This is a genomic window from Streptomyces sp. NPDC050617 (assembly GCF_040654795.1).
GTDB lineage: Bacteria > Actinomycetota > Actinomycetes > Streptomycetales > Streptomycetaceae > Streptomyces.
This window is the reverse complement of the sequence record NZ_JBFAIS010000007.1, coordinates 294,016-320,215: the sequence shown is the minus strand read 5'-3', so window position 1 is coordinate 320,215 and position 26,200 is coordinate 294,016. Positions and strand designations below refer to the sequence as shown.

At 71.8% G+C, this 26,200-nt stretch carries 17 protein-coding genes; 12 read left to right on the top strand and 5 right to left on the bottom strand.

What is annotated here, in order from left to right:
- Positions 1-210 precede the first annotated feature (210 nt).
- Entirely contained in the window at positions 211-1,428 is a 1,218-nt protein-coding gene (locus AB0I49_RS13095) for a glycerophosphoryl diester phosphodiesterase membrane domain-containing protein (RefSeq protein WP_363226987.1), read from the bottom strand.
- Between the two features lie 142 nt (positions 1,429-1,570).
- Here AB0I49_RS13095 and mtnA point away from each other — a divergent pair, with 142 nt between their 5' ends.
- The 7 genes from mtnA to AB0I49_RS13060 all read left to right on the top strand — a co-directional run bounded on the left by mtnA (position 1,571) and on the right by AB0I49_RS13060 (position 10,723).
- Positions 1,571-2,737: an S-methyl-5-thioribose-1-phosphate isomerase gene (gene mtnA, locus AB0I49_RS13090; protein WP_363226986.1), complete on the top strand. Its 1,167-nt coding sequence runs from the start codon at positions 1,571-1,573 to the stop codon at positions 2,735-2,737.
- A 184-nt stretch (positions 2,738-2,921) separates the two neighbouring features.
- The gene (mtrA, locus tag AB0I49_RS13085) at positions 2,922-3,599 is read left to right on the top strand and encodes a two-component system response regulator MtrA (protein ID WP_363226985.1); all 678 of its coding nucleotides are present in this window, start codon (positions 2,922-2,924) and stop codon (positions 3,597-3,599) included.
- A 1-nt stretch (position 3,600) separates the two neighbouring features.
- Positions 3,601-5,730: an MtrAB system histidine kinase MtrB gene (mtrB, locus tag AB0I49_RS13080; protein ID WP_363226984.1), complete on the top strand. Its 2,130-nt coding sequence runs from the start codon at positions 3,601-3,603 to the stop codon at positions 5,728-5,730.
- On the top strand, positions 5,720-7,591 hold the full coding sequence (locus AB0I49_RS13075; protein WP_363226983.1) for an LpqB family beta-propeller domain-containing protein: 1,872 nt from the start codon (positions 5,720-5,722) through the stop codon (positions 7,589-7,591). Before mtrB ends, AB0I49_RS13075 begins: the two co-directional genes overlap by 11 nt.
- Positions 7,592-7,898: 307 nt before the next feature.
- A complete protein-coding gene (locus AB0I49_RS13070) occupies positions 7,899-8,708 on the top strand; it encodes a ComF family protein (RefSeq protein ID WP_363226982.1) in 810 nt (269 codons plus the stop codon).
- Between the two features lie 270 nt (positions 8,709-8,978).
- Positions 8,979-9,731, top strand: coding sequence for a ribosome-associated translation inhibitor RaiA (gene raiA / locus AB0I49_RS13065; protein ID WP_363226981.1), 753 nt, complete (start codon positions 8,979-8,981; stop codon positions 9,729-9,731).
- A 233-nt stretch (positions 9,732-9,964) separates the two neighbouring features.
- Positions 9,965-10,723 (top strand): response regulator transcription factor, encoded by a 759-nt coding sequence (locus AB0I49_RS13060; protein WP_363226980.1) that lies wholly within the window; start codon positions 9,965-9,967, stop codon positions 10,721-10,723.
- A gap of 54 nt (positions 10,724-10,777) precedes the next feature.
- Here AB0I49_RS13060 and AB0I49_RS13055 read toward each other — a convergent pair whose 3' ends face one another.
- Both AB0I49_RS13055 and AB0I49_RS13050 read right to left on the bottom strand, forming a co-directional pair.
- Complete coding sequence (locus AB0I49_RS13055; RefSeq protein WP_363227004.1) at positions 10,778-11,902, bottom strand: crosslink repair DNA glycosylase YcaQ family protein; 1,125 nt, start codon at positions 11,900-11,902, stop codon at positions 10,778-10,780.
- Between the two features lie 155 nt (positions 11,903-12,057).
- Positions 12,058-12,651 (bottom strand): GNAT family protein, encoded by a 594-nt coding sequence (locus tag AB0I49_RS13050; protein ID WP_363226979.1) that lies wholly within the window; start codon positions 12,649-12,651, stop codon positions 12,058-12,060.
- Positions 12,652-12,995: 344 nt separating this feature from the next.
- Here AB0I49_RS13050 and secA point away from each other — a divergent pair, with 344 nt between their 5' ends.
- Entirely contained in the window at positions 12,996-15,857 is a 2,862-nt protein-coding gene (secA, locus tag AB0I49_RS13045; RefSeq protein ID WP_363226977.1) for a preprotein translocase subunit SecA, read from the top strand.
- A gap of 86 nt (positions 15,858-15,943) precedes the next feature.
- On the opposite strand, the gene AB0I49_RS13040 is transcribed toward secA, so the two are convergent.
- Positions 15,944-16,486: an Rv3235 family protein gene (locus AB0I49_RS13040; RefSeq protein ID WP_363226976.1), complete on the bottom strand. Its 543-nt coding sequence runs from the start codon at positions 16,484-16,486 to the stop codon at positions 15,944-15,946.
- 293 nt (positions 16,487-16,779) lie between these two features.
- Here AB0I49_RS13040 and AB0I49_RS13035 point away from each other — a divergent pair, with 293 nt between their 5' ends.
- Positions 16,780-17,286 carry a hypothetical protein gene (locus tag AB0I49_RS13035; protein ID WP_363226975.1) on the top strand — a complete coding sequence of 169 codons (507 nt, stop codon included), beginning with the start codon at positions 16,780-16,782 and terminating at the stop codon, positions 17,284-17,286.
- A gap of 47 nt (positions 17,287-17,333) precedes the next feature.
- On the top strand, positions 17,334-18,020 hold the full coding sequence (locus AB0I49_RS13030; protein ID WP_363226974.1) for an HAD family hydrolase: 687 nt from the start codon (positions 17,334-17,336) through the stop codon (positions 18,018-18,020).
- A gap of 368 nt (positions 18,021-18,388) precedes the next feature.
- Here AB0I49_RS13030 and AB0I49_RS13025 read toward each other — a convergent pair whose 3' ends face one another.
- Positions 18,389-18,958: a DJ-1/PfpI family protein gene (locus AB0I49_RS13025; RefSeq protein WP_363226973.1), complete on the bottom strand. Its 570-nt coding sequence runs from the start codon at positions 18,956-18,958 to the stop codon at positions 18,389-18,391.
- A 383-nt stretch (positions 18,959-19,341) separates the two neighbouring features.
- On the opposite strand from AB0I49_RS13025, the gene AB0I49_RS13020 reads away from it, so the two are divergent.
- Positions 19,342-24,330: an NAD-glutamate dehydrogenase gene (locus AB0I49_RS13020; RefSeq protein WP_363226972.1), complete on the top strand. Its 4,989-nt coding sequence runs from the start codon at positions 19,342-19,344 to the stop codon at positions 24,328-24,330.
- 288 nt (positions 24,331-24,618) lie between these two features.
- Positions 24,619-26,169: a glycosyltransferase family 39 protein gene (locus AB0I49_RS13015; protein ID WP_363227003.1), complete on the top strand. Its 1,551-nt coding sequence runs from the start codon at positions 24,619-24,621 to the stop codon at positions 26,167-26,169.
- Positions 26,170-26,200: the final 31 nt, after the last annotated feature.

The window sequence follows — 26,200 nt, the reverse complement described above, 5'->3', positions numbered from 1 at the left end:
CGGAAGCTAAGCCTTTCAGCGCCGATGGTACTGCAGGGGGGACCCTGTGGGAGAGTAGGACGCCGCCGAACAATTTTTAGCCGGTGTCCCGGACCATTTATTGGTCTGGGACACCGGCATTTTTGCGTTCTGAGGGAATTTGTGGGGGGAGTGGAAGTCCGCCCCTCCGGCTTGTTGCTCGTTCGGAGGGGCGGGCTTTTATTGGTGTTGTCAGTTCTTGGCTGCTCGGGTCAGCTCGACGTCCAGGGATTCGCGGCGGATGCGCTGGTCCATGTAGAGGAGCGCGGTGACGCCGGCGGTGACCGGGAACGTCAGGACGGAGCTGATGACCGCGCCGATGCCGGCGATGATCAGGTACGTCCAGCTGACCGAAGAGGAGCCGCCCTGCAGTGCGTTGGCGTTGTCGCCGTCGAAGAGCAGCTGCACGAGGCCCGTGGGGATCTGCACGATGGCTGTGACGACGAAGACGATGAGGATCGCCAGGAGCTGCACGCCGAACACCCGCCACCAGGCGCCCCGTACGAGCTTGGCGGAGCGGCGCATGGAGGCGGTCACGCCCTGCTTCTCCAGCATCAGGGCGGGGGCGGCGAGGCTGTAGCGGATCCACAGCCAGGCCGCGGCGACGCAGCCGGCGATGCCGCCGAGGAGGGCCAGGGCGGCGCCGCCGGCTTCCGCGCCCGCCAGGGAGACCAGGAGGCCCGGCAGGATTGCGACCGTCATGGCGGCCGCGATGAGCAGCGGGACCAGGATGACCAGGCCGAGCATGCGGAGCAGTTGGGGGCGGGCGCCGGTCCATGCCTCGCGGAGGGTCGCGGTGCGGCCCAGGACCGCGCGGCTGACCACCACGGTCAGCATGGCTGTGGCGATGATCGAGCCGAGGATGCCGACGAGCGAGGTGATGCCCATGCCCGCGAGGAGGCGGCCGGTGAGGCGCAGGGCCTCGCCGGCGGTCATGTCCGGGTTGTCGTTGAGGCTGTCCAGGCCCGGGTTGTGGCGGAACCATATGCCGTTGATGACGGTGGCGGCGGCCTGGGTGACGACGGCGAGGCCGATGGAGACGCCGAAGACGGTGCGCCACTGCGTACGCATGGTGGCGAAGGCGCCCTCGATGATCTCGCCGGCGCCGAGCGGCCGCAGGGGGACGACGCCGGGTTTGGGGGCCTGGGGCGGGGGTGTCCAGCCGCTGCCCCAGGCGAGCTGTCTGCCCGGGGATCTGCCGGAGTTGTTCGGTTGACTGCCCCAGCCGGGGCGGCCTGGAGGCGGCTGGGGGCCGCTGCCGGAGCCGGGCCAGGGGCCGGGGGGCGGCTGCTGTCGCGCCCACTTCGCTTCCGGCGCCTGGTCGGCGGGGGTGGCGGGCTGCTCCGGAGCGGAGTTGTCCGGCTCGTCGGAGGAGGATCCGGGCGAGGGCCGGCCCGGAGAGTCGTTCATCGGTGCTCCTTCTCGGGGCCCGTTCGCCGGTGCGGCGGCGGGCGATTGCCAGCCATCGTGTCACGGTGGGCCCGGCGCGGGACGGGCTCGTATCGGGGTCCAGACCTTCAATAGTGGGTGTCCTACGGGGCAGACTGGGCGGATGGCTGATCAGTACGCGGTATTCCCGAAGGACACTGCTGCCCTCGCCGCTCCGGCTCTGCGTTGGGAGGAGCCGCCGGAGGGGCCCGTGCTGGTGCTCCTCGACCAGACGCGGCTGCCGGCCGAGGAAGTCGAGCTGGTGTGCACCGATGTGCCCGCGCTGGTGGAGGCGATCCGTTCGCTCGCGGTGCGGGGGGCTCCGCTGCTGGGCATAGCGGGGGCGTACGGTGTCGCGCTCGCGGCCGTACGGGGCTTCGACGTGGACGAGGCCGCCGAGCTGCTGGCGCACGCCCGGCCGACGGCCGTGAACCTCGGGTACGGGGTGCGGCGCGCGGCGGACGCGTACCGCGTGGCGCTCGACGAGGGGGCCTCGGCGGTGCGGGCGGCCGCGGTGGCGCTGGCGGAGGCCCGTACGCTCCACCGCGAGGACGCGCAGGCCAGCGCGGAGATGGCCCGGCACGGGCTGGCGCTGCTGACGGAGCTGCTGCCGGGCGGCGGCTACCAGGTGCTGACCCACTGCAACACGGGCGCGCTCGTGTCCGGCGGCGAGGGGACGGCGCTGGCGGTGGTGGGGGCCGCGCACCGGGCCGGTGAGCTGCGGCGGCTGTGGGTGGATGAGACGCGGCCACTGTTGCAGGGGGCGCGCCTGACGGCGTACGAGGCGGCGCGCGCCGGGATCGCGTACACACTTCTGACGGATAACGCGGCGGGTTCGCTCTTCGCGGCCGGGGAGGTGGACGCGGTGCTGATCGGCGCGGACCGGATAGCGGCGGACGGTTCGGTGGCGAACAAGGTCGGCAGCTATCCGCTCGCGGTGCTGGCCCGGTACCACCATGTGCCGTTCATCGTGGTGGCGCCCACGACGACGGTGGATCTGGGCACTCCCGACGGGGCCGCGATAGAGGTCGAGCAGCGGCCGGGGCACGAGGTGACGGAGGTCGCGACGCCGAACGCGCCGGCCGCCGGCGCGGAGGCGGGCGGCGGGGTGCCGGTGGCGCCGCTGGGGACGCAGGCGTACAACCCCGCCTTCGATGTCACGCCGCCGGATCTGGTCACGGCGATCGTCACGGAGAACGGCGTGGTCTCGCCGGTGACGCGGGAGGGGCTGGCGGAGCTGTGCGCCCGTCCGGGGCCGCTGCCGGGGCCGAACGGAGCCGTCCGCTCGTAGCGCCGGGGCGTCGTCGCCGGAGGGGGGTGGTCCGGGGCGGGCTCGTGGGGCTGGCATGCTTTTGTGGCGTCAACGCGGGCCGGCCAACGGGGTCGGTGGCGGAATTCAGGGGGACGAAGTGGCGGATGAGTGAGCTGAATCACCCGACTTCATGGACCAGATGCGAAAATGGGATGATGTCGATATGAAGGGACGCGTCCTTGTCGTCGATGACGACACCGCACTGGCCGAGATGCTCGGCATTGTGCTGCGTGGTGAGGGTTTCGAGCCGTCGTTCGTCGCGGACGGCGACAAGGCACTTGCCGCTTTCCGTGAGGTGAAGCCGGATCTGGTGCTGCTCGATCTGATGCTGCCCGGCCGGGACGGCATCGAGGTGTGCAGGCTGATCCGGGCGGAGTCCGGGGTGCCGGTGGTAATGCTGACGGCGAAGAGCGACACGGTCGATGTGGTGGTCGGGCTGGAGTCCGGCGCGGACGACTACATCGTCAAGCCGTTCAAGCCGAAGGAGCTGGTGGCGCGGATCAGGGCGCGGTTGCGGCGGTCGGAGGAGCCGGCGCCGGAGCAGTTGTCGATCGGTGACCTGGTCATCGATGTGGCCGGGCACTCGGTGAAGCGGGCGGGGCAGTCGATCGCGCTGACGCCGCTGGAGTTCGATCTGCTGGTCGCACTGGCCCGTAAGCCGTGGCAGGTCTTCACCCGCGAGGTGCTGCTGGAGCAGGTGTGGGGCTATCGGCACGCCGCCGATACGCGGCTGGTGAATGTGCATGTGCAGCGGTTGCGCTCGAAGGTCGAGAAGGACCCGGAGCGGCCGGAGATCGTGGTGACCGTGCGCGGCGTCGGCTACAAGGCCGGGCCGAGCTGAGATGACGGGCAACGGTGCCGCCCCGGAGCGAGGCACGGGGCGGCCCGTCGACAAGCCGGGTGGAATATCCCTCTTTGGGAGAATTTTGCGGGGTGGGAAGTTCCTCCCCGACGGGGCCGCCAGCGGGCCCGTCCACCCGATGCTGCGGCTGTACGCGCGCTGGGTGCGGCGGCCGCTGCTGCCCGCGCTACGGCTGTGGCGGCGCAATATCCAGCTCCGCGTGGTGGCCAGCACGCTGCTGATGTCGCTCGGCGTCGTGCTGCTGCTCGGCGTCGTCGTCATAGGGCAGGTCCGCAACGGGCTGCTGGAGGCGAAGCAGCGTACGGCGCAGGGGCAGGCCAGGGGCGGCTTCACGGCCGCCCGCGACATGGCCGACTCCGGCGTCGACGCGCGCGGCGGCCAGGACGCCGGACAGAGCGGCACGCAGAGCGGACGCCGGAGCGTGGACTCCGGCAACTGGCTGACCGGGCTGGTCGAGCAGCTGGCCAGCAGCGGCCAGGGCGTCTATTCCGTGGTGGCGCTCAGCTCCAATACGGACGACACGTCCTCCGCCAGCAACCGCGGCGCCCGTTCCTCCGGGGACGTGGACCCCGAGCGCAGCGTGCCGCAGGACCTGCGGGAGAAGGTGGAGCACGGCACCGGGGCGTACGAGAAGCCGGCCAGCATCAAGCGCGGCCCCTCCGACGAGGGGGTGCCCGGACTCGTCGTCGGCAAGCGGCTCTACGACGTCAACGGCAAGCCCTACCAGCTCTATTACCTCTTCCCCTTCTCCCAGGAGGCGAAGTCGCTGAACCTGGTCACGACCACGCTGGCCACGGCCGGGGTGTTCGTGGTGGTGCTGCTCGGGGCCATCGCCTGGCTCGTCGTGCGGCAGGTCGTGACGCCCGTACGGATGGCGGCCGGGATCTCCGAGCGGCTGGCCGCGGGCATCCTCCAGGAGCGTATGAAGGTCACCGGCGAGGACGACATCGCTCGTCTGGGTGAGTCCTTCAACAAGATGGCGCAGAACTTGCAGGGCAAGATCCAGCAGTTGGAGGAGCTGTCGCGGATGCAGCGGCGGTTCGTCTCCGATGTGTCGCACGAGTTGCGTACGCCGCTGACGACCGTACGGATGGCCGCCGAGGTCATACATGACGCCCGCGACGAGTTCGACCCGGTGACGGCCCGGTCGGCGGAGCTGCTGCACGAACAGCTCGACCGGTTCGAGTCGCTGCTGGCGGATCTGCTGGAGATCAGCAGGTTCGACGCGGGGGCGGCGGCGCTGGAGGCCGAGCCGATCGATCTGCGGGACGTCGTGCACCGGGTGATCGGCGGGGCCGAGCCGCTCGCGGAGCGGAAGGGCAGCCGGATCCTCGTACGGGGCGCGGAGCAGCCGGTGATCGCGGAGGCGGACGCCCGCCGCGTGGAGCGGGTGCTGCGCAATCTGGTGGTCAACGCGGTGGAGCACGGCGAGGGCCGGGACGTGGTCGTGCGGTTCGCGGTCGCGGGCGGCGCGGTCGGGGTCGCCGTGCGCGACTACGGGGTCGGTCTCAAGCCCGGCGAGGCGACGCGGGTCTTCAACCGTTTCTGGCGGGCCGACCCGGCTCGTGCCCGTACGACCGGGGGGACCGGGCTGGGGCTGTCGATCGCGGTGGAGGACGCGCGGCTGCACGGCGGCTGGCTCCAGGCGTGGGGCGAGCCGGGGGGCGGCTCGCAGTTCCGGCTGACGCTGCCGCGTACGGCGGGCGACGCGCTGCGCGGCTCGCCCATACCGCTGGAGCCCGCGGACTCGCGGCGCAACCGGGGGGTGGGCGAGAACGGGGGCGTACGGGCTGTGGGCGCTTCGGTGGGTGCTGGGGCCAATGGAGGGGTGCGCGGGGGTGCTGCCGCGACGGTGAACGGCGCGCTTCCGTCGGCCGGGTCCGTGCCCGTACAGCCGACCGATACGCGGGCCGGCGCCCAGGTCGTACGGGCCGGCGCCGCGGACCCCACGGCGCTGCCGGGGAGCAATGGAGCGCGGGTCGTGGCGCGTAAGGATGCTGCCGGGGGTGGTGCCGCCGTGGCCGGTGAGGAGGGCGGGGCTGCCGGGGGCGTCGATGCGAGCCGTTACGTACGGGAGAGCGAGCGGGAGGACGGAACCAGTGGGCGCTGATCGTTACCGTCGTCTCCGCGGCCTTCACGGGCTTCGCGGCCTCCGCGGCCGGAGCCTGCGCGGCCGGCGTCGGCTGGGCGCGGCGGCGCTGGTTGTCAGCGGGCTGCTGCTGGCCGGCTGCGCGTCGATGCCGGACAGCGGCGATGTGGACGCCGTGGGCGGTTCGCCGCGGGCCGATGCCGACTCGCAGGTGCGGGTGTACGGCGTGGCGCCGCGCGCCGGTGAGCAGCCGAAGGAGATCGTGCTGGGTTTCCTGGAGGCGACGACGAGTGACGACCCGGCGTACGACACGGCCCGCAAGTACTTGGCGACGACTAGGCGGGGGAGCTGGAATCCCTCGGAGGTCACCACGATCCTGACCGAGCCGCCGCAGGTGCGGGTGGACCGCAGCGGCGACCGGGAGGAGGACGGCGTCACCATCTCGCTGACCGGCAAGCAGGTCGCGCGGCTGGACGCCAAGCACGCGTACAAGCCGGATGAGCGCCCGTACGACAGCAAGATCCATGTGGTGCGGCAGGGCGGGGAGTGGCGGATCGACGCGCTTCCGGCCGGGCTGGTGCTCGGGGTGCCGGACTTCCAGCGCATTTACCGCTCGGTCAATAAGTACTACTTCGCGAAGCTGGGGCCGGACCAGCGCAGGTCGGGGCGGTCCGAGGTGCTCGTGCCGGACCCCGTCTACCTGCGCAAGCGCATAGACCCGGTCACCTCGACCGCGCGGGCGCTGCTGGACGGCCCGACGAACTGGCTCGCACCGGTGACCACGACGGCCTTCCGGTCCGGCACGCGGGTGGAGGACGACCGGCTGTCCCTGGACGACTCGAACAACCTGAAGGTGCGCCTCAACGGCAAGGCGGACAGCGCGAATCTGGTGCAGTGCCACCGGATGGCGGCGCAACTGCTGTTCACGGTCCAGGACCAGGCATCGGCCACCGTGGGGGATGTGACGCTGGAGCGCCGGGACGGCTCCAAGCTGTGCGGGCTCACGCGGGAGCAGGCGCAGGAGTACTCGCCGGGCCGGACCGAGGGGCGGGCCGACCGGCAGTACTACATCGACGCGAAGCACAAGATGGTGAGCCTGGCCGACAGCGAGGACGAGGCGCGGCGGGTGCCGGGCGCCTTGGGGGACGGGCAGGCGCAGTTGGGGTCCGTGGCCGTGGACCGGTCGGAGCGGCGGGCGGCGGGCGTCACCGAGGGCGGCCGCAGTCTGTACGTGGCCGCCCTGGAGCACGGTTCCGAGCTGGGCGATGTCCGGCTGAGGGCGACCTCGGGAGCGAACGGCGGCCTGGCGCCGCCCAGTTGGGACGGGCTCGGCGATCTCTGGGTGGTCGACCGGAGTCCGCAGAAGCCGCGGTTGCTGCGGCTGCCGGGCGGTACGGGCACGCCGGAGGAGGTCCGGGTGGACGGGCTCGACGGCGGGCGGATCACCGGGCTGCGGGTGGCCGCGGACGGGGTGCGGATCGCGCTGCTCGTGGCCAAGGACGGCCATACGAAGCTGCTGCTGGGGCGCGTCGAGCGGGCGGGGAGCGTGCCGCATCCGAGCCTGTCGGTGCAGGGGCTGCGGTCCGTCGCACCGCAGTTGGAGCAGGTGGACGCGGTCTCCTGGGCGGGCGGCAGCCGGCTGCTGGCGGCCGGGAACGAGCCGGGCGGGCTGCAGCAGTTGCAGTACGTCGAGACGGACGGGTCCGTCTCGAACGGTGCGGCGCTGCCGGGGATCACCGGGGTCAAGGCGGTCGCGGCCTCGGAGGCTCCGAGCAAGGCGCTGGTGGCGGAGCGGCAGGACAGCATCGTGCGGCTGCTGCCGGACACCAACTGGAAGACGGTGACGCCGAAGAGCGGGACGGCTCCGGTCTATCCGGGGTGACGGCTCCGGTCTATCCGGGGTAGGGGTCTGTTCCGTTCCGATCCGGCCGATAGGGGGCGGCTGGGGTTGGGCTCGCGGGCGCGGGCTGGGTCGGTGGGTCGGGCTGAGCCGGTGGGTGTGGGTTGGGTCGGTGGGTATGGGCTGGGCTGGCGGGTGTGGGGGCCTCGGGCCCGGATCTGGGGCCGGGGGCTGGTTTCGGGGGGTGCTGGGGATCTGGGGCCGGGCTGGTTTCGGGGGTGCGGCGCGGTCGGCGCTGAAGTTATCCACAGGGGTGGCAGAGGCGGGCGGACAGCGGGACAGTTGATTCATGCGGGGGTGGTGGCAGGAGCTGGTCGGCCTGGTGCTGCCGGTGGACTGCGCGGGGTGCGGCGCTCCGCGGGCCGTGCTGTGCGACGACTGCCGGGAGGCGTTGTGCGGGCGGGCGGCCCGGCGGGTGTGGCCGGAGCCGGTGCCGCCGGGGCTGCCCGCTGTGTACGCGGCGGTGGCGTACGCGGACGAGGCGCGATCGGTGCTGCTCGCGCACAAGGAACGGGGGGTGCTGCGGTTGGCGGGGCCGCTGGGGGCGGCGCTGGCGTCGGGGGTGCGGGCGGCGGCGGGCGACGGCGAGCGGGAGACGCGGGTCGGGCAAGTCGTCCAGGGCAGACGGGACAGACGGGGGAGGGGTGTGCGTGAAGGCGGTGGAGTGGGTGTGGGCGTGGCTGGGGGGACTCGTGAAAGTCCTCGGCTGGTGCTCGTTCCGGTGCCGTCCGCCCGGTGTGCGGTCGCCGCGCGCGGGCATGATCCCAGTCGGCGCATCGCACAGGCGGCGGCCGGCGAACTGCGGCGCGCGGGGCGGCCCGCGGCGGTCCGCGCGGTGCTCCGGCAGCGGCGTCCGGTGGCGGACCAGACGGGCCTGGGAGCCCGCCAGCGGCTGGATAACCTGGCCGGGGCCCTGGAGGTCGCGGCGGGTGGCGAACGGCTGCTGACGGCCGGGCCAGTGCTGCTGGTGGACGACCTGATGACCACGGGGGCGTCGCTGGTGGAGGCGGTGCGGGCGGTGACGGCGGCCGGCGGCAGGGTCGCGGGCGCCGCGGTGGTGGCCGCTCCCGCACGCGCGTTCGGCGTAAGCGCGAAATAAACCGGAACTGACAGGGAAGTTGCGTCGTTGCTGGTGATAACGGTGAGAAATCACCTGAACGGAGGTATGGGGAAGTAGGGGGTGCCGACATCCGTCCGGGCGAGCTATGTTCGGTTGTGAGGAATGGCAGGCGCTATGACTCGTATCTCCGATTGGCGCGCTTCGCGTGCTTTCGAAGAAGCTTGAATTCGGCGGGGTGGAGACCTTGCCGACGGGGGAGGAGGAGGTGAAAGCCGCCGAGTCGGGGGCTCCAGTTTCCTCTGGGGTCTAATGCAAGAGGGATGCGCTCCGCACCTTCGGCGGAGCGATCCGGGAACGGAGTTCTGCGTGGACATCGTCGTCAAGGGCCGCAAGACCGAGGTGCCCGAGCGGTTCCGCAAGCACGTGGCCGAGAAGCTGAAGCTGGAGAAGATCCAGAAGCTCGACGGCAAGGTGATCAGCCTCGACGTCGAGGTGTCCAAAGAGCCCAACCCCAGGCAGGCCGACCGCTCCGACCGAGTGGAGATCACGGTGCGCTCGCGCGGACCGGTGATCCGGGCGGAGGCTGCCGCTCCGGATCCGTACGCCGCGCTCGACCTGGCCACCAGCAAGCTGGAGGCGCGGCTGCGCAAGCAGAACGAGAAGCGTCACGAGCGCCGCGGCAGCGGACGCACCCCCGCGAGCGACGTCGCGGTGTCCGTCCCCGATGTCGCGCAGCTCGATGACAACGGCGAGCTCGCCGCCGACCGGGAGCCGTCCGCCGGCGAGGTGCCCGTCACGCGGATGGGCTCGATCGAGATTCAGGGCGAAGGGCCCCTCGTGGTCCGCGAGAAGACCCACGCGGCGGCCCCGATGACGCTCAACCAGGCGCTCTACGAGATGGAGTTGGTCGGGCACGACTTCTACCTCTTCGTCGACTCCGACACCAAGCAGCCCAGCGTCGTCTATCGCCGGCACGCCTACGACTACGGCGTCATCCACCTCAACGCGGACCCGCTCTATGACGTGGAGCCCGGTGGCGCGGGGGGCGCGCTCGGCGGCTGACCGGCGCGGCCGGGTCGTACGGGACTGTGCGGCCGGACCCGTCGTGCCCTTGGTGGCACCCCTCGGGGCGTGTGTGCGCCCCCTGGGGCGCCCCCGTGCGACCACGGGAGCGCCGCGGCACCGCCCAGGCATGAAATCATGGCCGGGCGGCCAACCGGCGGACTGCCGAGACCGGTTGGCGCCGCGCAGCAGCGTGCAACCGCAAAGGGCCATGGCCTTCAGGGGGAGGAACGATGGCGGACAGCTTCGGGCCCGTGTCCGGTGAGGACGGCGTCGCAGGCGAGAACGGCGTCGTGACCGGCGTCGGCACGGACAGGGGCGGGACCCGTAAGGAACCCATCCGGGTCCTCGTGGTGGACGACCACGCGCTCTTCCGCCGGGGGTTGGAGATCGTCCTCGCCCAGGAGGAGGACATCCAGGTCATCGGCGAGGCCGGGGACGGGGCGGAGGCCGTGGACAAGGCCGCCGATCTGCTGCCCGACATCGTGCTGATGGATGTGCGGATGCCCAAGCGGGGCGGCATCGAGGCGTGTACCTCCATCAAGGAGGTGGCGCCGAGCGCGAAGATCATCATGCTGACGATCAGCGACGAGGAGGCCGACCTCTACGACGCGATCAAGGCCGGGGCGACCGGTTATCTGCTCAAGGAGATCTCCACCGACGAGGTGGCGACGGCGATCCGGGCCGTCGCGGACGGCCAGTCGCAGATCAGCCCGTCGATGGCGTCGAAGCTGCTGACCGAGTTCAAGTCGATGATCCAGCGCACGGACGAGCGGAGACTGGTGCCCGCGCCGCGGCTCACCGACCGGGAGCTGGAGGTGCTCAAGCTCGTCGCCACGGGGATGAACAATCGCGATATCGCGAAGGAGTTGTTCATCAGCGAGAACACCGTGAAGAACCACGTCCGCAACATCCTGGAGAAGCTCCAGCTCCACTCCCGCATGGAGGCCGTGGTCTACGCGATGCGGGAGAAGATTCTGGAGATCCGGTAGGCGGGGGCCGACCAGGCTCCCGCGGCCCTTGGGCGGCGCCCCGCGGGCCCGTCGTCAGTCGAGGGCGTTGATCAGGGCCTTGGCGAGGGCGGGGTCGTCGCAGCGTTCCACGCGGACCGTGTCGCAGCCCACCCACTCGGCGGCCTCCCGCAGGGCCTGTGCCATGGGGGCCACCGCCTTGCGGCCCGCCAAGGAGACCTGACGGGCCACCAGGGCCGTTCCCTCGCGGGCCGGGTCCACCCGGCCGAGCAGACGGCCGCCGGCCAGCAGCGGCATCGCGAAGTAGCCGTGCACCCGCTTGGGCCGGGGCACGTACGCCTCCAAGCGGTGGGTGAAGTCGAAGATCCGCTCCGTGCGCGGGCGGTCCCAGACGAGGGAGTCGAAGGGCGAGAGCAGCGTCGTGCGGTGCCGGCCACGCTTCGCCGCGGACTCGTCCGCCAGCGCCGCCGGGTCGGCCCAGGCGGGCTTGGCCCACCCCTCCACCTCGACCGGCACCAGGCCCGTGTCCGCCAGCGCCGCTTCCACCTGGTCGCCCTTGAGGCGGTGGTAGTCGGCGAGGTCGGCTCGGGTCGCCACCCCCATCGCGGCGCCGGCCTGCGCGACGAGCCGCCGTACGCACTCGGCGTCGTCCAGCTCGTCGTGGCGCAGCTCGTCCGGGATCGCGCGCTCGGCCAGGTCGTACACCCGCTTCCAGCCCCGCCGCTGGGTGCAGACGACCTCGCCGGTGTCGAGCAGCCACTCCACCGCGATCTTGGTCTCGGACCAGTCGTACCACTCGCCGCCGTTCTTGGCGCCGCCCAACTCCGTTGCCGTCAGGGGGCCTTCGGCTTTCAGCCGGTCCCGTACAGCCGTGCAGGAGCGCTCGGAGTCCTCCATCACATGCCAGCGGTGGCCGCGCGCGAGCCGGGCGCGGCGGCGGAAGGCGAAGTGCGGCCACTCCTCGACGGGCAGGATGCACGCCGCGTGCGACCAGTACTCGAAGCTGCGCCCGTTCGACCAGTAGGCGGACTCCACGGACGTACGGCCCACCGCGCCCAGGCGCGCGTACGGCACCAGTTCGTGGGAGCGGGCCAGCACCGAGATGGTGTCCAGCTGCACCGCGCCCAGCCGCCGCAGCACCCCGCGCACCCCCGCCCGCCGGTCCGGCGCGCCCAACAGGCCCTGCGCCCGCAGCGCCATGCGCCGCGCTTCGTCGGCGGAGAGCGTCACTTCGGGCGTACGGGCCGCGGGGGCGGAGGTGCGGTCTTTCGGGGCGGTGGTCGTCATGCCGATCACACTAGGGGCGGGCACCGACAATCGGCCTGGCGGTCGGCCGCGGTCCGGGAACGGGGAGGTCAGGCGCGGTCCGGGTACGGCAGGTACGGCGTCTTCGTCGGGCGGTCGAGGTCCGAGGGGAGCAGGGAGCCGATCCAGACGTCCCGCCGGGTTCCCGCGTAGACGCGCTTCGACCGGACGGTGCCCTCCAGCTGGAAGCCCGCTTTGAGGGCGACCGCGCGGGACCCCTCGTTGCCGGCCTCCGCGTGCCACTCCAGGCGCTCGACGCCGAGGTCCTCGAAAGCCCAGCGGATCATCTCGCGGGCCGCCTCCGCGGTGTAGCCGCGACCGCGCTGCTCCTTGGCGGTCCAGTAGCCGATCTCGGCCTGGTGCTCGGGCGCGGCCAGCCGCGCGAGCCGCACCAGGGCCATGGCCCCCACCAGGACGCCGTCGTCCGCCCTGAAGACGCCGAGGGTGTAGTCGGAGTCGTCCCGCCAGCCGGCCGGGGACGCGCGCCCGACGAAGTCCTCGGCGTCCTCGCGCGTGTAGGGGGAAGGGACGCTGGTCCAGCGCGAGATCTCCGGGTCCTGACAGGCGGCGTGCACGGCCGCGGCGTCGGCGGGCGTCAGGGGGCGCAGCACCAGGCGGTCGGTGGCGAGGGTCACGGGTTCCATGAGCGAAGTCTCCGCTGCCGCCGCCGTCCGGCGCGAGCGGATTCCCGAGGGGACGGCTGCGGCGCCGCGCCCGTACGCCCGTCGTGTCCGTACGCCCCGCCGCGTCCGTAGCCCACCGGGCCCGGCCGTCCCCGGCGAACCCCGCGACGGCCGTGCTCACGGCACCTTCGGGCAGCGCTGTTCGTTGCACGGGAGGGTGACACCGGGCCTTCGCGGCGACGGACCTCCCGGCGCGGCGGGGTCCTCGCTTACGATGGCCGTTGCGGTGGGGCCTGCCCCCTTGAAAAAATGCCGCGCCAGCGCACCTGACCGTGCCAGGCCCGACCGGCAAGGAGCCAGCCTACGTGTCCGTCTTCAACAAGCTCATGCGTGCAGGCGAAGGCAAGATCCTGCGCAAGCTGCACCGCATCGCGGACCAGGTCAATTCCATCGAAGAGGATTTCCTCAACCTCTCCGACGCCGAGCTGCGCGCCCTGACCGACGAGTACAAGCAGCGCTACGCCGACGGCGAGAGCCTCGACGATCTGATGCCCGAGGCGTTCGCCACCGTCCGCGAGGCCGCCAAGCGCGTGCTCGGACAGCGCCACTACGACGTACAGCTGATGGGCGGCGCGGCCCTGCACCTCGGGTACGTGGCCGAGATGCGCACCGGTGAGGGCAAGACCCTCGTCGGCACGCTGCCCGCCTACCTCAACGCGCTGTCCGGCAAGGGCGTCCACCTGATCACGGTCAATGACTACCTCGCCGAGCGCGACTCGGAGTGGATGGGCCGGGTGCACAAGTTCCTCGGCCTGGAGGTCGGCTGCATCCTCGCCAACATGACGCCGGCGCAGCGCCGCGACATGTACAACCGGGACATCACGTACGGCACCAACAACGAGTTCGGCTTCGACTACCTGCGCGACAACATGGCGTGGGCGAAGGACGAACTGGTGCAGCGCGGCCACAACTTCGCGATCGTCGACGAGGTCGACTCGATCCTCGTGGACGAGGCCCGTACGCCGCTGATCATCTCCGGCCCCGCCGACCAGGCCACCAAGTGGTACGGCGACTTCGCCAAGCTGGTCACCCGGCTCACCAAGGGCGAGGCCGCGAACCCCCAGAAGGGCATCGAGGAGACCGGGGACTACGAGGTCGACGAGAAGAAGCGCACCGTCGGCATCCACGAGTCCGGCGTCTCCAAGGTGGAGGACTGGCTGGGCATCGACAACCTCTACGAGTCGGTGAACACCCCGCTCGTCGGCTACCTCAACAACGCCATCAAGGCCAAGGAGCTCTTCAAGAAGGACAAGGACTACGTCGTCATGGACGGCGAAGTCATGATCGTCGACGAGCACACCGGCCGTATCCTCGCCGGCCGCCGCTACAACGAGGGCATGCACCAGGCGATCGAGGCGAAGGAAGGGGTGGACATCAAGGACGAGAACCAGACGCTCGCCACGATCACCCTCCAGAACTTCTTCCGCCTCTACGAGCGCCACGACCAGAACGGCAAGAAGATCCCCGGCCTCTCCGGCATGACCGGTACGGCCATGACCGAGGCCGCCGAGTTCCACCAGATCTACAAGCTCGGCGTGGTGCCCATCCCCACCAACCGGGACCTCGCGCGCGTCGACCAGTCCGACCTGATCTACCGCACCGAGGTGGCGAAGTTCGCGGCCGTCGTCGAGGACATCGCCGAGAAGCACGAGAAGGGCCAGCCGATCCTGGTCGGCACCACCTCCGTCGAGAAGTCCGAGTACCTCTCGCAGCAGCTCGCCAAGCGCGGCGTGCCACACGAGGTGCTCAACGCCAAGCAGCACGACCGGGAGGCGTCGATCGTCGCCCAGGCCGGCCGCAAGGGCGCCGTCACCGTCGCCACCAACATGGCCGGCCGCGGTACGGACATCAAGCTCGGCGGCAACCCCGACGACCTCGCCGAGGCGGAGCTGCGCCAGCAGGGTCTGGACCCCGTGGACGACGCCGAGGAGTGGGCCGCCGCGCTGCCCGCCGCCCTGGAGAAGGCCGAGGCCGCGGTCAAGGCGGAGTTCGAGGAGGTCAAGGACCTCGGCGGGCTGTACGTACTGGGCACCGAGCGGCACGAGTCGCGCCGTATCGACAACCAGCTGCGCGGCCGCTCCGGCCGGCAGGGCGACCCCGGGGAGTCCCGCTTCTACCTGTCGCTCGGCGACGACCTGATGCGCCTGTTCAAGGCCGCGATGGTCGAGCGCGTGATGGCCATGGCCAACGTCCCGGACGACGTGCCGATCGAGAACAAGATGGTCACCCGCGCCATCGCCTCGGCGCAGTCCCAGGTCGAGCAGCAGAACTTCGAGACCCGTAAGAACGTCCTGAAGTACGACGAGGTCCTCAACCGCCAGCGCGAGGTCATCTACGGCGAGCGCCGCCGCGTCCTGGAGGGCGAGGACCTGCACGAGCAGATCAAGCACTTCATGGACGACACCATCGAGGCGTACGTCCAGGCGGAGACCGTCGAGGGCTTCGCCGAGGAGTGGGACCTCGACCGGCTGTGGAGCGCGTTCAAGCAGCTCTACCCGGTGAAGGTCACGGTGGAGGAGCTGGAGGAGGCGGCCGGCGACCGCGCGGGCATCACCGCCGACTTCATCACCGAGTCCATCACCGACGACATCTACGCCCAGTACGAGGCGCGCGAGGAGGAGCTGGGCTCCGACATCATGCGCGAGCTGGAGCGCCGCGTCGTGCTGTCCGTACTGGACCGCAAGTGGCGCGAGCACCTCTACGAGATGGACTACCTCCAGGAGGGCATCGGCCTGCGCGCCATGGCCCAGAAGGACCCGCTGGTCGAGTACCAGCGCGAGGGCTTCGACATGTTCAACGCCATGATGGACGGCATCAAGGAGGAGTCCGTCGGCTACCTGTTCAACCTGGAGGTCCAGGTCGAGCAGCAGGTCGAGGAGGTCCCGGTCGAGAGCGCGCAGGAGCCGACGTCGCTGGAGAAGGACGTCCAGGACGCGGTGCCGGCGGGGCAGCGGCCCGAGATCCACGCCAAGGGGCTCGACGCGCCGCAGCGCCCGGACCGGCTGCACTTCTCCGCCCCGACCGTGGACGGCGAGGGCGGCGTCGTGGAGGGCGACTTCGCCAGTTCCGACGCCCCGCCCCGGTCCGAGTCGGACGGTCTGACGCGCGCCGAGCGCCGCAAGGCCCAGAAGGGCGGCAACGGCGGCGGGCGGCGTCGTAAGAAGTAGCCGATACGGCACGTCGGACGCGGGGCGGGACACGGGATTCTTCCGTGTCCCGCCCCGCGTCGTCGTCTGCCGGCGGGGACGGGCGTTCAGGTGCGGGCGGGTTCGCCCAGTTCCACCGCCGAGCAGCGCCAGCGTTCGTCCGCGCCGCGCTCCAGGCGGAAGGCCAGCGCCCGTACGCGGTCGCCGGAGGCGATACGGGCGAACGCCTCGATCACTCCGGACCGGGGGCTGAACTCGTCGCAGTACCGTACGACCGGGGTGCTGCCGCCCGGCGCGGCGGGCCGCAGCGGGGCCTGCGGGGCCAGCTCGACGATCCGGTCGTAGGCGGCGCCCAGGGTGTGGCCGAGCATCCAGTGGGCGGGCCGCTGGCCGCTGAGGGTGAGCAGGAGGCGGTTGGCGAACCAGTAGCGGGGCAGCAGCTCGCGCTCGCGCCGCCGGGCCGCGAGGGCGGCGGCGGGGCGTCGGGCGTCGCCGCGGCGGTCGCCGCGACGGGGCGGGGCGGTGGGGCCGCCGGGCCTGCTGCCGGCGGGCCTGCCGTTGCCGGTCCTGTCGGCCGGTGGCCTGGTCGTCGTCCTGGTCGGCGTCTTGCTTGTCGTCCTGCTCGTTGGCCTGCTCGTCGTCCTGTGCACGCTGTTCGCCCCCGTCGGGCCGGTCCGGTGGTGATACCGGGCAGTAGCTTGTGTCGGGAGTCTTCTATCCGCGCCCTTCCGGCGGCGGCAAGGGCGCGGAGGGCAGCCCCGGTTTCCCCGGCAATTCACCTATCAGGGGCGGCCGGGCGGCGGCCGTGACGTTTCGCCGGTGTGAGCGGGCAGCTCACAGGGGGCGTACGGGCGTCCGCACCGCGTACGTCCCGGCACCCCGAAGGGGGACGCACGCCCGTATGCTGGCCCAGTATTCGTAAGCCTTGAGGAAAGCGGCGGTCATGCGCGTCTACGTCCCTCTGACCCTCCCCGGCCTCGCCGCGGCACACAAGGCGGGCGAGGTCGGCCCGGCCCCGCTGCACGCCTACGCCGTCACCCCCGCCCTGCGCGAGTGGTACGTCTCCGACGACATCGAGGAGCTGGAGTACGCGGCCCTCAGCCGCGCCGCGCAGGCGTCCCTGCGCCGCCTCGCCGCCGATCCGGCGGCGGCCCGCAAGCGCGTCGTCGTCGCCGTCGACGTGCCGGACAAGGAGGCGGTGGCCGACCCGGACCGCGGGCTCGACCAGTCCTCGGTCGGCGAGGTGCGGCTCGCCTCGGCGGTGCCGCTGTCCAAGGCCGCCGCGGTGCACGTGGACGCCGACGAGGCCGAGGCGGACGTCACGGCGGCTGCCGCCGCGCTCGGCGCCGCGGATCACGGCGACGACGACGCGCAGTTCACGGTGGACGGGGCCGAGGACCATGAGCTGCTCTGGTTCGCGACGCAGGAGATCCCGACCATCGTCGGCTGACCCGCCGCCGTCGGCTGCCGCCGGCTGCCACTGGGTACCGTCTGGACATGAGGATGCGCACTGCACACATCGTCTGGGACTGGAACGGCACGCTCTTCCACGACATCGACGCGGTGATGTCGGCGACGAATGCCGCCTTCGCGGAGATCGGGCTTGAGCCGATCACGCTGGACCGCTACCGCGAGCTGTACCGCGTGCCGATTCCGCGTTTCTACGAGCGGCTGCTGGGGCGCCTCCCCACTCAGGCGGAGTGGGACCACATGGACGTCGTCTTCCACCGGCACTACCGGGGGCACATGGAGCGCTGCGCGCTGGCCGAGGGGGCCGAGGCGCTGCTGGAGAGCTGGCAGGGGGCGGGCGGCACGCAGTCGATCCTGTCCATGCACGGCCACGATGACTTGGTTCCGCTGGTGCGGGGGTTCGGGATCGAGCCGCGATTCGTGCGGGTGGAGGGGCGGCGGGGGCCGTCCGGGGGCAGCAAGACGGAGTACATGGGGCGGCATCTCGCCGAGCTGGAGCGGGAGCTGGAGGGGGTGCGGGCGGGGCGCACGGTGGTGATCGGGGACGCGCTCGACGACGCCGAGGCTGCGCGGGGGGCGGGGGCTTTGGCGGTGCTTTATTCCGGGGGGAGCCATAGTCGGGCCAGCTTGGCGGAGGCCGGGGTTCCTGTGGTGGACAGTCTGGCTGAGGCGGTGGCTGTGGCGGAGGGGTTGGTGGCTTCCGCCCACCAATGACGTGTCCTCGGCCGGACGGGCTTACGGGGCTCCGCCCCGGACCCCGGTCCTCAAGCGCCGGACGGGCTGGGGTGGGCGGGCGTTGTGGGCGTGTGCGGGTTGCGGGTGTCCTCAAGCGCCGGACGGGCTGGGATGGTGCGGCCACGTGGAGGCCCACGTCACTGTGTCCTCAAACGCCGGACGGGCTGGAATGGTGCGGCCACGTGGAGGCCCACGTCACTGTGTCCTCAAGCGCCGGACGGGCTGGATTGGGCGGGCGTGGGTGGGGGAGCGCGGGGCACCGATGTCCTCAAGCACCGGACGGGCTGGATTGGGCGGGTGTTGTGGGCGCGCTCGGGTCGTGGGTGTCCTCAAGCGCCGGACGGGCTCTACCGGGTTACCGGGGCCTTTGCTCGTAGCACTTTCAGGAATTCGCGCATCCAGGCCGAGTGGTCCGGCCAGGCTCGGGAAGAGACCATGGTGCCGTCGACGACCACCTCCGCGTCCTGGAATTCGGCGCCCGCGGCCTGCATGTCCAGTTCGAGGGCCGGGTAGGACGTGACGCGGCGGCCGCCGAGGCTGCCCACAGCGGCGGTGATCAGGGGGCCGTGGCAGATCTGGGCCACGGGCTTGTCGGCGTCGAAGAAGGCTTTGAGGATCTTGCGCAGCTCGGCGTCGTTGCGCAGGTACTCCGGCGCCCGTCCGCCCGGCACGACCAGCGCCGCGTACGCGCCGGGGTCCACCTCCGTGAAGGCGAGGTCGGCGGGCCAGGTGTAGCCGGGCTTCTCGGTGTAGGTGTCGAAGCCGTCCTCGAAGTCGTGCACCACGAACCGCAGCTTCTTGCGGGTGGGGGCGGCGATGTGGACCTCGTACCCCTCCTCGCGCAGCCGCTGGTACGGGTAGAGCACCTCCAGGGACTCGGCCGCGTCCCCCGTCACGATCAGGATCCTCGCCGTCATGGCGTCCACCTCCGTGCTGTCAGAGCCGGTCCTTGTCAAGAGTGTGGATGTGGCCTGCGTCGCTGTCCAGAACGTCGAAGTCGGGCCCTCGGTTTTGTACACAAACGGCCCGTGACGGGTCCCCGGTCAGGAGCGATAGCCTTACTGGGTGATCAGCGCGATATCTCGCGGGGGCGACGAGGCCCCTGCCCTGCGCCCGGAGCACCACCGTGCCCGGGCAGCCGCTGATTTCTCCGACCGGGCGCGTTCCCCGAAATTGGCCGAGAACGGTCCGGTCTTCCCTCATTCCGGCATAACGTCGATTACGACCGGACACCCCGTGCCGCGGCGTGATGCCACCGCCATCGATGTCACGCAACGGCGCGCGACAGGAGCCAGAGGACATGCAGACCAAGCTGGACGAAGCCAAGGCCGAGCTGCTCGCACGGGCCGCCCGGGTCGCCGAGACCACCCCCGCCGGGAGTCCACATCCGGTGCAGGGTCTCGACCCGGAGACCCTTACCGCGTACCTCCAGCGCTACTACCTGCACACTGCTCCAGAAGACCTCAGCGGCCGCGACCCGGTCGACGTCTTCGGTGCTGCACTTTCCCACTACCGGCTGGCTGAAACCAGGCCGCAGGGCACGGCGAACGTCCGGGTGCACACCCCGACGGTCGAGGAGAACGGCTGGACGTGCAGCCACTCCGTCGTCGAGGTCGTCACCGACGACATGCCGTTCCTTGTGGACTCCGTCACCAATGAGCTGTCCCGCCAGGGCCGCGGCATCCATATCGTGATCCACCCGCAGGTGATCGTCCGCCGCGATGTGACCGGCAAGCTCCTGGAGATCATCGGCAACGACTGCGACGGCCACGGCGTGCGCCGGGACGCCCTTCCGCATGACGCCCTGACCGAGTCCTGGATCCACGTCGAGATCGACCGCGAGACCGACCGCGGCGACCTCAAGCAGATCACCGCCGACCTGCTGCGCGTCCTGTCCGACGTCCGCGAGACCGTCGAGGACTGGCAGAAGATGCGGGAGGCCGCCGAGCGCCTCGCCGACGGGCTGCCCGCCGAGCCGACCGACGACGTCGACCAGCAGGACGTCACCGAGGCCCAGGAACTGCTGCGCTGGCTCGCCGCCGACCACTTCACCTTCCTCGGCTACCGCGAGTACGAGCTGGTGACGGCCGAGGCCGACGGCGACGAGGAGGACGCGCTCACCGCCGTCCCCGGCACCGGCCTCGGCATCCTGCGCGCCGACCCCTCGCACCAGAACGAGGGCCACCACGCCGGCCCCCACTCCCACCTCTCCCGCCCGGCGTCGCCGTCCTTCAGCCGGCTGCCCGCCGATGCCCGCGCCAAGGCCCGTGAGCACAAGCTGCTCGTCCTGACCAAGGCCAACAGCCGCGCCACCGTGCACCGCCCCTCCTACCTCGACTACGTCGGGGTGAAGAAGTTCGACGCCGAGGGCAATGTCATCGGCGAGCGCCGCTTCCTGGGGCTGTTCTCCTCGGCCGCGTACACCGAGTCCGTACGCCGCGTGCCGGTCGTGCGCCGCAAGGTCGCGCAGGTCCTCGCGGACGCGGGCTTCACGCCGGACAGCCACGACGGCCGCGACCTGCTCCAGATCCTGGAGACCTACCCGCGCGACGAGCTGTTCCAGACCCCGGCCGACGAGCTGCGCTCCATCGCGACCTCCGTCCTCTACCTCCAGGAGCGCCGCCGGCTGCGGCTGTTCCTGCGCCAGGACGAGTACGGGCGCTACTACTCCGCCCTCGTCTACCTGCCCCGCGACCGCTACACCACCGGCGTGCGGCTGCGGCTGATCGACATCCTCAAGGAGGAGCTCGGCGGCACCAGCGTCGACTACACGGCGTGGAACACCGAGTCGGTCCTCTCCCGGCTGCACTTCGTCGTCCGCGTCGAGCCGGGCGCCGCGCTCCAGGAGCTCACCGACGCCGACGTCGACCGCATCGAGACCCGGCTGGTGGAGGCCGCCCGGTCCTGGGCCGACGGCTTCGCCGAGGCGCTGACCGCGGAGGTCGGCGAGGAGCGCGCCGCGGAGCTGCTGCGCCGCTACGGCCAGGCGTTCCCCGAGGGCTACAAGGCCGACCACTCGCCGCGCGCCGCGGTCTCCGACCTCCAGCACCTGGAGAAGCTCACCACGGCGGGCGGCGACCACGACTTCGCGCTCAGCCTGTACGAGCCGGTGGGCGCGACCGCCGGTGAGCGCCGCTTCAAGATCTACCGCACGGGTGAGCCGGTCTCGCTCTCCGCGGTGCTGCCCGTGCTCCAGCGGCTCGGCGTCGAGGTCGTCGACGAGCGCCCGTACGAGCTGCGCTGCTCGGACCGGACCACCGCGTGGATCTACGACTTCGGGCTGCGGATGCCCGAGCACATCGCGGGCGACGACGCGCGCGAGCGGTTCCAGGACGCCTTCGCGGCGGTGTGGACCGGCCGGGCGGAGAACGACAACTTCAACAACCTGGTGCTGCGGGCCGGTCTCGACTGGCGGCAGGCGATGGTGCTGCGCGCGTACGCGAAGTACCTGCGGCAGGCCGGGTCGACGTTCAGCCAGGCGTACATGGAGGACACCCTCAGCACCAACGTGCACACCACGCGGCTGCTGATGAACCTCTTCGAGGCCCGGATGGCCCCCGAGCGGCAGCGCGCCGGGCACGAGCTGATCGACGGCCTGCTGGAGGAGCTGGACGGTGCGCTCGACCAGGTCGTGTCGCTGGACGAAGACCGCATCCTGCGCTCCTTCCTCACCGTCATCAAGGCCACCCTGCGCACCAACCACTTCCAGCTGGGCGAGGACGGCCGGCCGCACGGCTACCTCTCCATCAAGCTCGACCCGCAGGCCATCCCGGACCTGCCCGCGCCCCGGCCCGCGTACGAGATCTGGGTGTACTCGCCCCGCGTCGAGGGCGTGCACCTGCGGTTCGGCAAGGTCGCGCGCGGCGGGCTGCGCTGGTCCGACCGGCGCGAGGACTTCCGTACCGAGGTGCTCGGCCTGGTCAAGGCGCAGATGGTGAAGAACACCGTCATCGTGCCGGTCGGCGCGAAGGGCGGCTTCGTCGGCAAGCGGCTGCCCGACCCGGCCGTGGACCGCGACGCGTGGCTGGCCGAGGGCGTCGCCTGCTACAAGACGTTCATCTCCGGTCTGCTCGACATCACCGACAACCTGGTCGGCGGCGAGGTCGTGCACCCCAAGGGCGTCGTCCGGCACGACGAGGACGACACGTACCTCGTCGTCGCCGCCGACAAGGGCACCGCGACCTTCTCCGACATCGCCAACGAGGTCGCCGAGTCGTACGGCTTCTGGCTCGGCGACGCCTTCGCCTCCGGCGGCTCGGCGGGCTACGACCACAAGGGCATGGGCATCACCGCCCGCGGCGCCTGGGAGTCCGTCAAGCGGCACTTCCGGGAGCTGGGCCACGACACGCAGCGCGAGGACTTCACGGTCGTCGGCGTCGGCGACATGTCCGGCGACGTGTTCGGCAACGGCATGCTGCTCTCCGAGCACATCCGGCTGGTGGCCGCCTTCGACCACCGGCACATCTTCCTCGACCCGAACCCGGACGCGGCCACCTCGTACGCCGAGCGCCGCCGCCTCTTCGAGCTGCCGCGCTCGTCCTGGGCCGACTACAACACCGAGCTGCTCTCCAAGGGCGGCGGCGTCCACCCGCGCTCGGCCAAGTCCATCCCGGTCAACGCGCAGGTGCGGGAGGCCCTCGGCATCGCGGCGGGCGTCTCCAAGATGACCCCCGCCGAGCTGATGAAGGCGATCCTCAAGGCGCAGGTCGACCTGCTCTGGAACGGCGGCATCGGCACGTACGTCAAGGCGTCCACCGAGACGCACGCGGACGTCGGCGACAAGGCCAACGACGCGATCCGGGTGGACGGCGCGGACCTGCGGGTGCACGTCGTCGGCGAGGGCGGGAACCTGGGCCTGACCCAGCTCGGCCGCATCGAGTTCGCGCTGGTCGGCGGCCCGGAGTCCACCGGCGGCCGGATCAACACGGACGCGATCGACAACAGCGCGGGCGTGGACACCTCGGACCACGAGGTGAACATCAAGGTCCTGCTGAACACGGCCGTCGCGGACGGGGACCTCACGGTCAAGCACCGCAACAAGACCCTCGCGCAGATGACCGACGAGGTCGGCGCGCTGGTGCTGCGGAACAACTACGCGCAGAACGTGGCGCTGTCCAACGCGGTCGCCCAGGCGCCCAGCCTGCTCCACGCCCACCAGCGGATCATCCGCCGCCTGGTGCGCGACGGGCACCTGGACCGCGCGCTGGAGTTCCTGCCCACCGACCGGCAGATCCGCGAGCGGGTCAGCGCCGGCCGCGGTCTGACCCAGCCGGAGCTGGCGGTCCTGCTCGCCTACATCAAGATCACGGCGTCCAAGGAGCTGCTGGCCACCGGGCTGCCGGACGACGAGTACCTGCAGTGGCTGCTGCACGCCTACTTCCCGCAGGAGCTGCGGGACGCGTTCGGCGAGCGGATCGACAAGCACGCGCTGCGCCGCGAGATCATCACGACGGTGCTGGTCAACGACACCGTCAACAGCGGCGGCTCGACCTTCCTGCACCGGCTGCGGGAGGAGACCGGGGCCTCGCTGGAGGAGATCGTGCGGGCCCAGGCCGCGGCCCGCGAGATCTTCGGGCTCAATGCCGTCTGGGACGAGGTCGAGGCCCTCGACAACGAGGTGCCCGCCGACGTCCAGACCCGCATCCGGCTGCACTCGCGCCGCCTCGTCGAGCGCGGCACCCGGTGGCTGCTCAACAACCGGCCGCAGCCGGTACAGCTCGCCGAGACCATCGAGTTCTTCAAGGACGGGGTGCGGGGCGTCTGGGCCGAGCTGCCGAAGCTGCTGCGCGGCGCGGACCAGGTCTGGTGGCAGTCCATCCGCGACGAGCTCGTCGAGGCGGGGGTGCCGGCGGAGCTCTCGGAGCGGGTCGCCGGGTTCTCGTCGGTCTTCCCGGCGCTGGACATCGTCGCCATCGCGGACCGTACGGGCAAGGAGGCACTGGCCGTCGCGGAGGTCTACTACGACGTCGGCGACCGGCTGTCGATCACCAAGCTGATGGACCGGATCATCGAGCTGCCGCGCGCCGACCGGTGGCAGTCGATGGCCCGCGCCTCCATCCGCGAGGACCTGTACGCGGCGCACGCGGCGCTCACCGCCGATGTGCTGGCGGCGGGCAACGGCTCCTCGACGACCGAGCAGCGGTTCAAGGCGTGGGAGGAGAAGAACGCGGCGATCCTGGGCCGGGCGCGGACGACGCTGGACGAGATCCAGGGGTCGGACGCCTTCGACCTGGCGAACCTGTCGGTCGCCATGCGGACGATGCGGACGATGCTGCGCACGCACAGCTGATGTCGCCCGTACGCGGCTGATGTCGCGTACGCGCGGCTAACGCGGAATGTCCTCGCGGTAGCCGCCGCATGAGAACTACGGGCCGCCCGGTTTTCGCCGGGCGGCCCGTGCCTGTCATATGAGCGGATAGTGGGATTAGGTCCGCAGAATCGTTCCATGTACGGATTCACCGCACCGGCGGCGACGGCCGCCGGGCGCGTACGGCCCCTCCCCGCCGACCACGACCCCCGCGCCGCCGCGCCCTCCCGGCGGGCCGCTGCCGCCGCCGTCCTGCTGCCCGCCGCCGTCATGCTCGGCCTCGGACTGTGGGGCCTGGACCGGGGCACGATGTGGCGGGACGAGGGCGCGACCTTCCAGCTGGCCCGGCGCTCGCTGCCCGAGCTGTGGCACGCCCTCGGCCACGTCGACGCCGTGCACGGCCTCTACTACCTGCTGATGCACGGCGTCCTCGCCGTCCGCGGCAGCCTCGCCGACGAGGTCGCACTGCGGCTCCCGTCCGTCCTGGGCGCCGCGTGCGCCGCCGGGCTCGTCGCCGCCATCGGCTGCCGCCTGGCCCGGCCGCGGGTCGGCCTATGGGCCGGACTGCTGTACGCCACCACGCCGCTGACCAGCCATTACGCGCAGGAAGGCCGCTCGTACGCGCTGGTCGCGGCCGGCGCGGCGCTCGCCACCTGGCTGCTGGTCCGCGCGGCCGGGTCGCCTCCCGGCTCGGGGGTGGTCCGGGGCGTCGGGCCGTACCCCGCCTCGGGGGTCCGGACCGTCGGGCCGTCTGCCGGTGCGGGGGTCCGGGGCGTCGGTTCGGGAAGCGGCCCGGGCGCCCGGACTGTCGGGTCGCCTTCCGCCTCGGGGGCCGCCGGCGGTGGCTGGGCCGCCTACGGCGCGGTGTGCGCCGTGACGTTCTGCCTGCACGAGTTCGCGGTGCTGCTCCTCGCCGCGCACGCCGCGACCCTGCTGCTCTGCCGCGCGCCCGCGCGGACCTGGCGCGGCTGGGGCCTGGCGGCCGGCACCGCGGTGGCGGCGCTCGTGCCACTGGCTCTGCTCTCGCTGCGGCAGAGCGGTCAGATCTCCTGGATGAGGACGCCGCACCTCGCCGATGCCGGGGCGCTGCTGCGCGAGTTCGCCGGCCCGAGCTCCCTCGTGCTGGCCGTGAACCTGCTGCTCGTGGCCGTCGCCGTCGTACGGGCCCGACCCGGCCGACTGGACCTGACCGCCGTGGCCCTGCCCCTCGCCCTCGTACCGCCCGCCCTGCTCTTCGCCGCCGCCCAGTGGCGTCCGGTCTTCCTCGACCGCTATCTCCTCCACGCCCTCGCCGGGCTGCCGCTGCTCGCCGCGGCCGGGGCGGAGCGGCTGGCGGGGCCCCTCGCGGGGCGGCTGCCGTGGCGCCGGACGGTGACGGCGGCCGGCGCGGCAGCCATCGCCGCCTCCCTGTACTGGCAGCTGCCGATCCAGCAGCGCGAGCGCCTGCCCACGAGCCGGGCGGACGACCTGGGGGCTGTCGCCTCCGCCTTCGCGCGGGTCGCGAAGCCCGGCGACACGGCGCTCTTCTTCCCGTCGTACGAACGCAGGGTCGCCCTCGCCTATCCGCGCGCCTTCACCGGCGTACGCGACGCGACGCTGCTGCGTACCGGAGCGGCCACCGGCACCCTCTACGGCGCCGATGCCGACGCGGCCGAACTGCGCACCCGGCTGACCGGGCTGGACCGGGTATGGGTGGTCTCGGCCCCCGGCGCCGGCGACGGCGGCGACGGGACCCGCGCCGCCGTGCTCGACAGCCTCTTCGTCCGGAAGTCGGTGGTGTACGTGCGGGGCGGGGCGGTGGCGCTGTACGTGCGGCGCTGACGACCCGTCGGGCGGCACCGGGTCGCGCTGC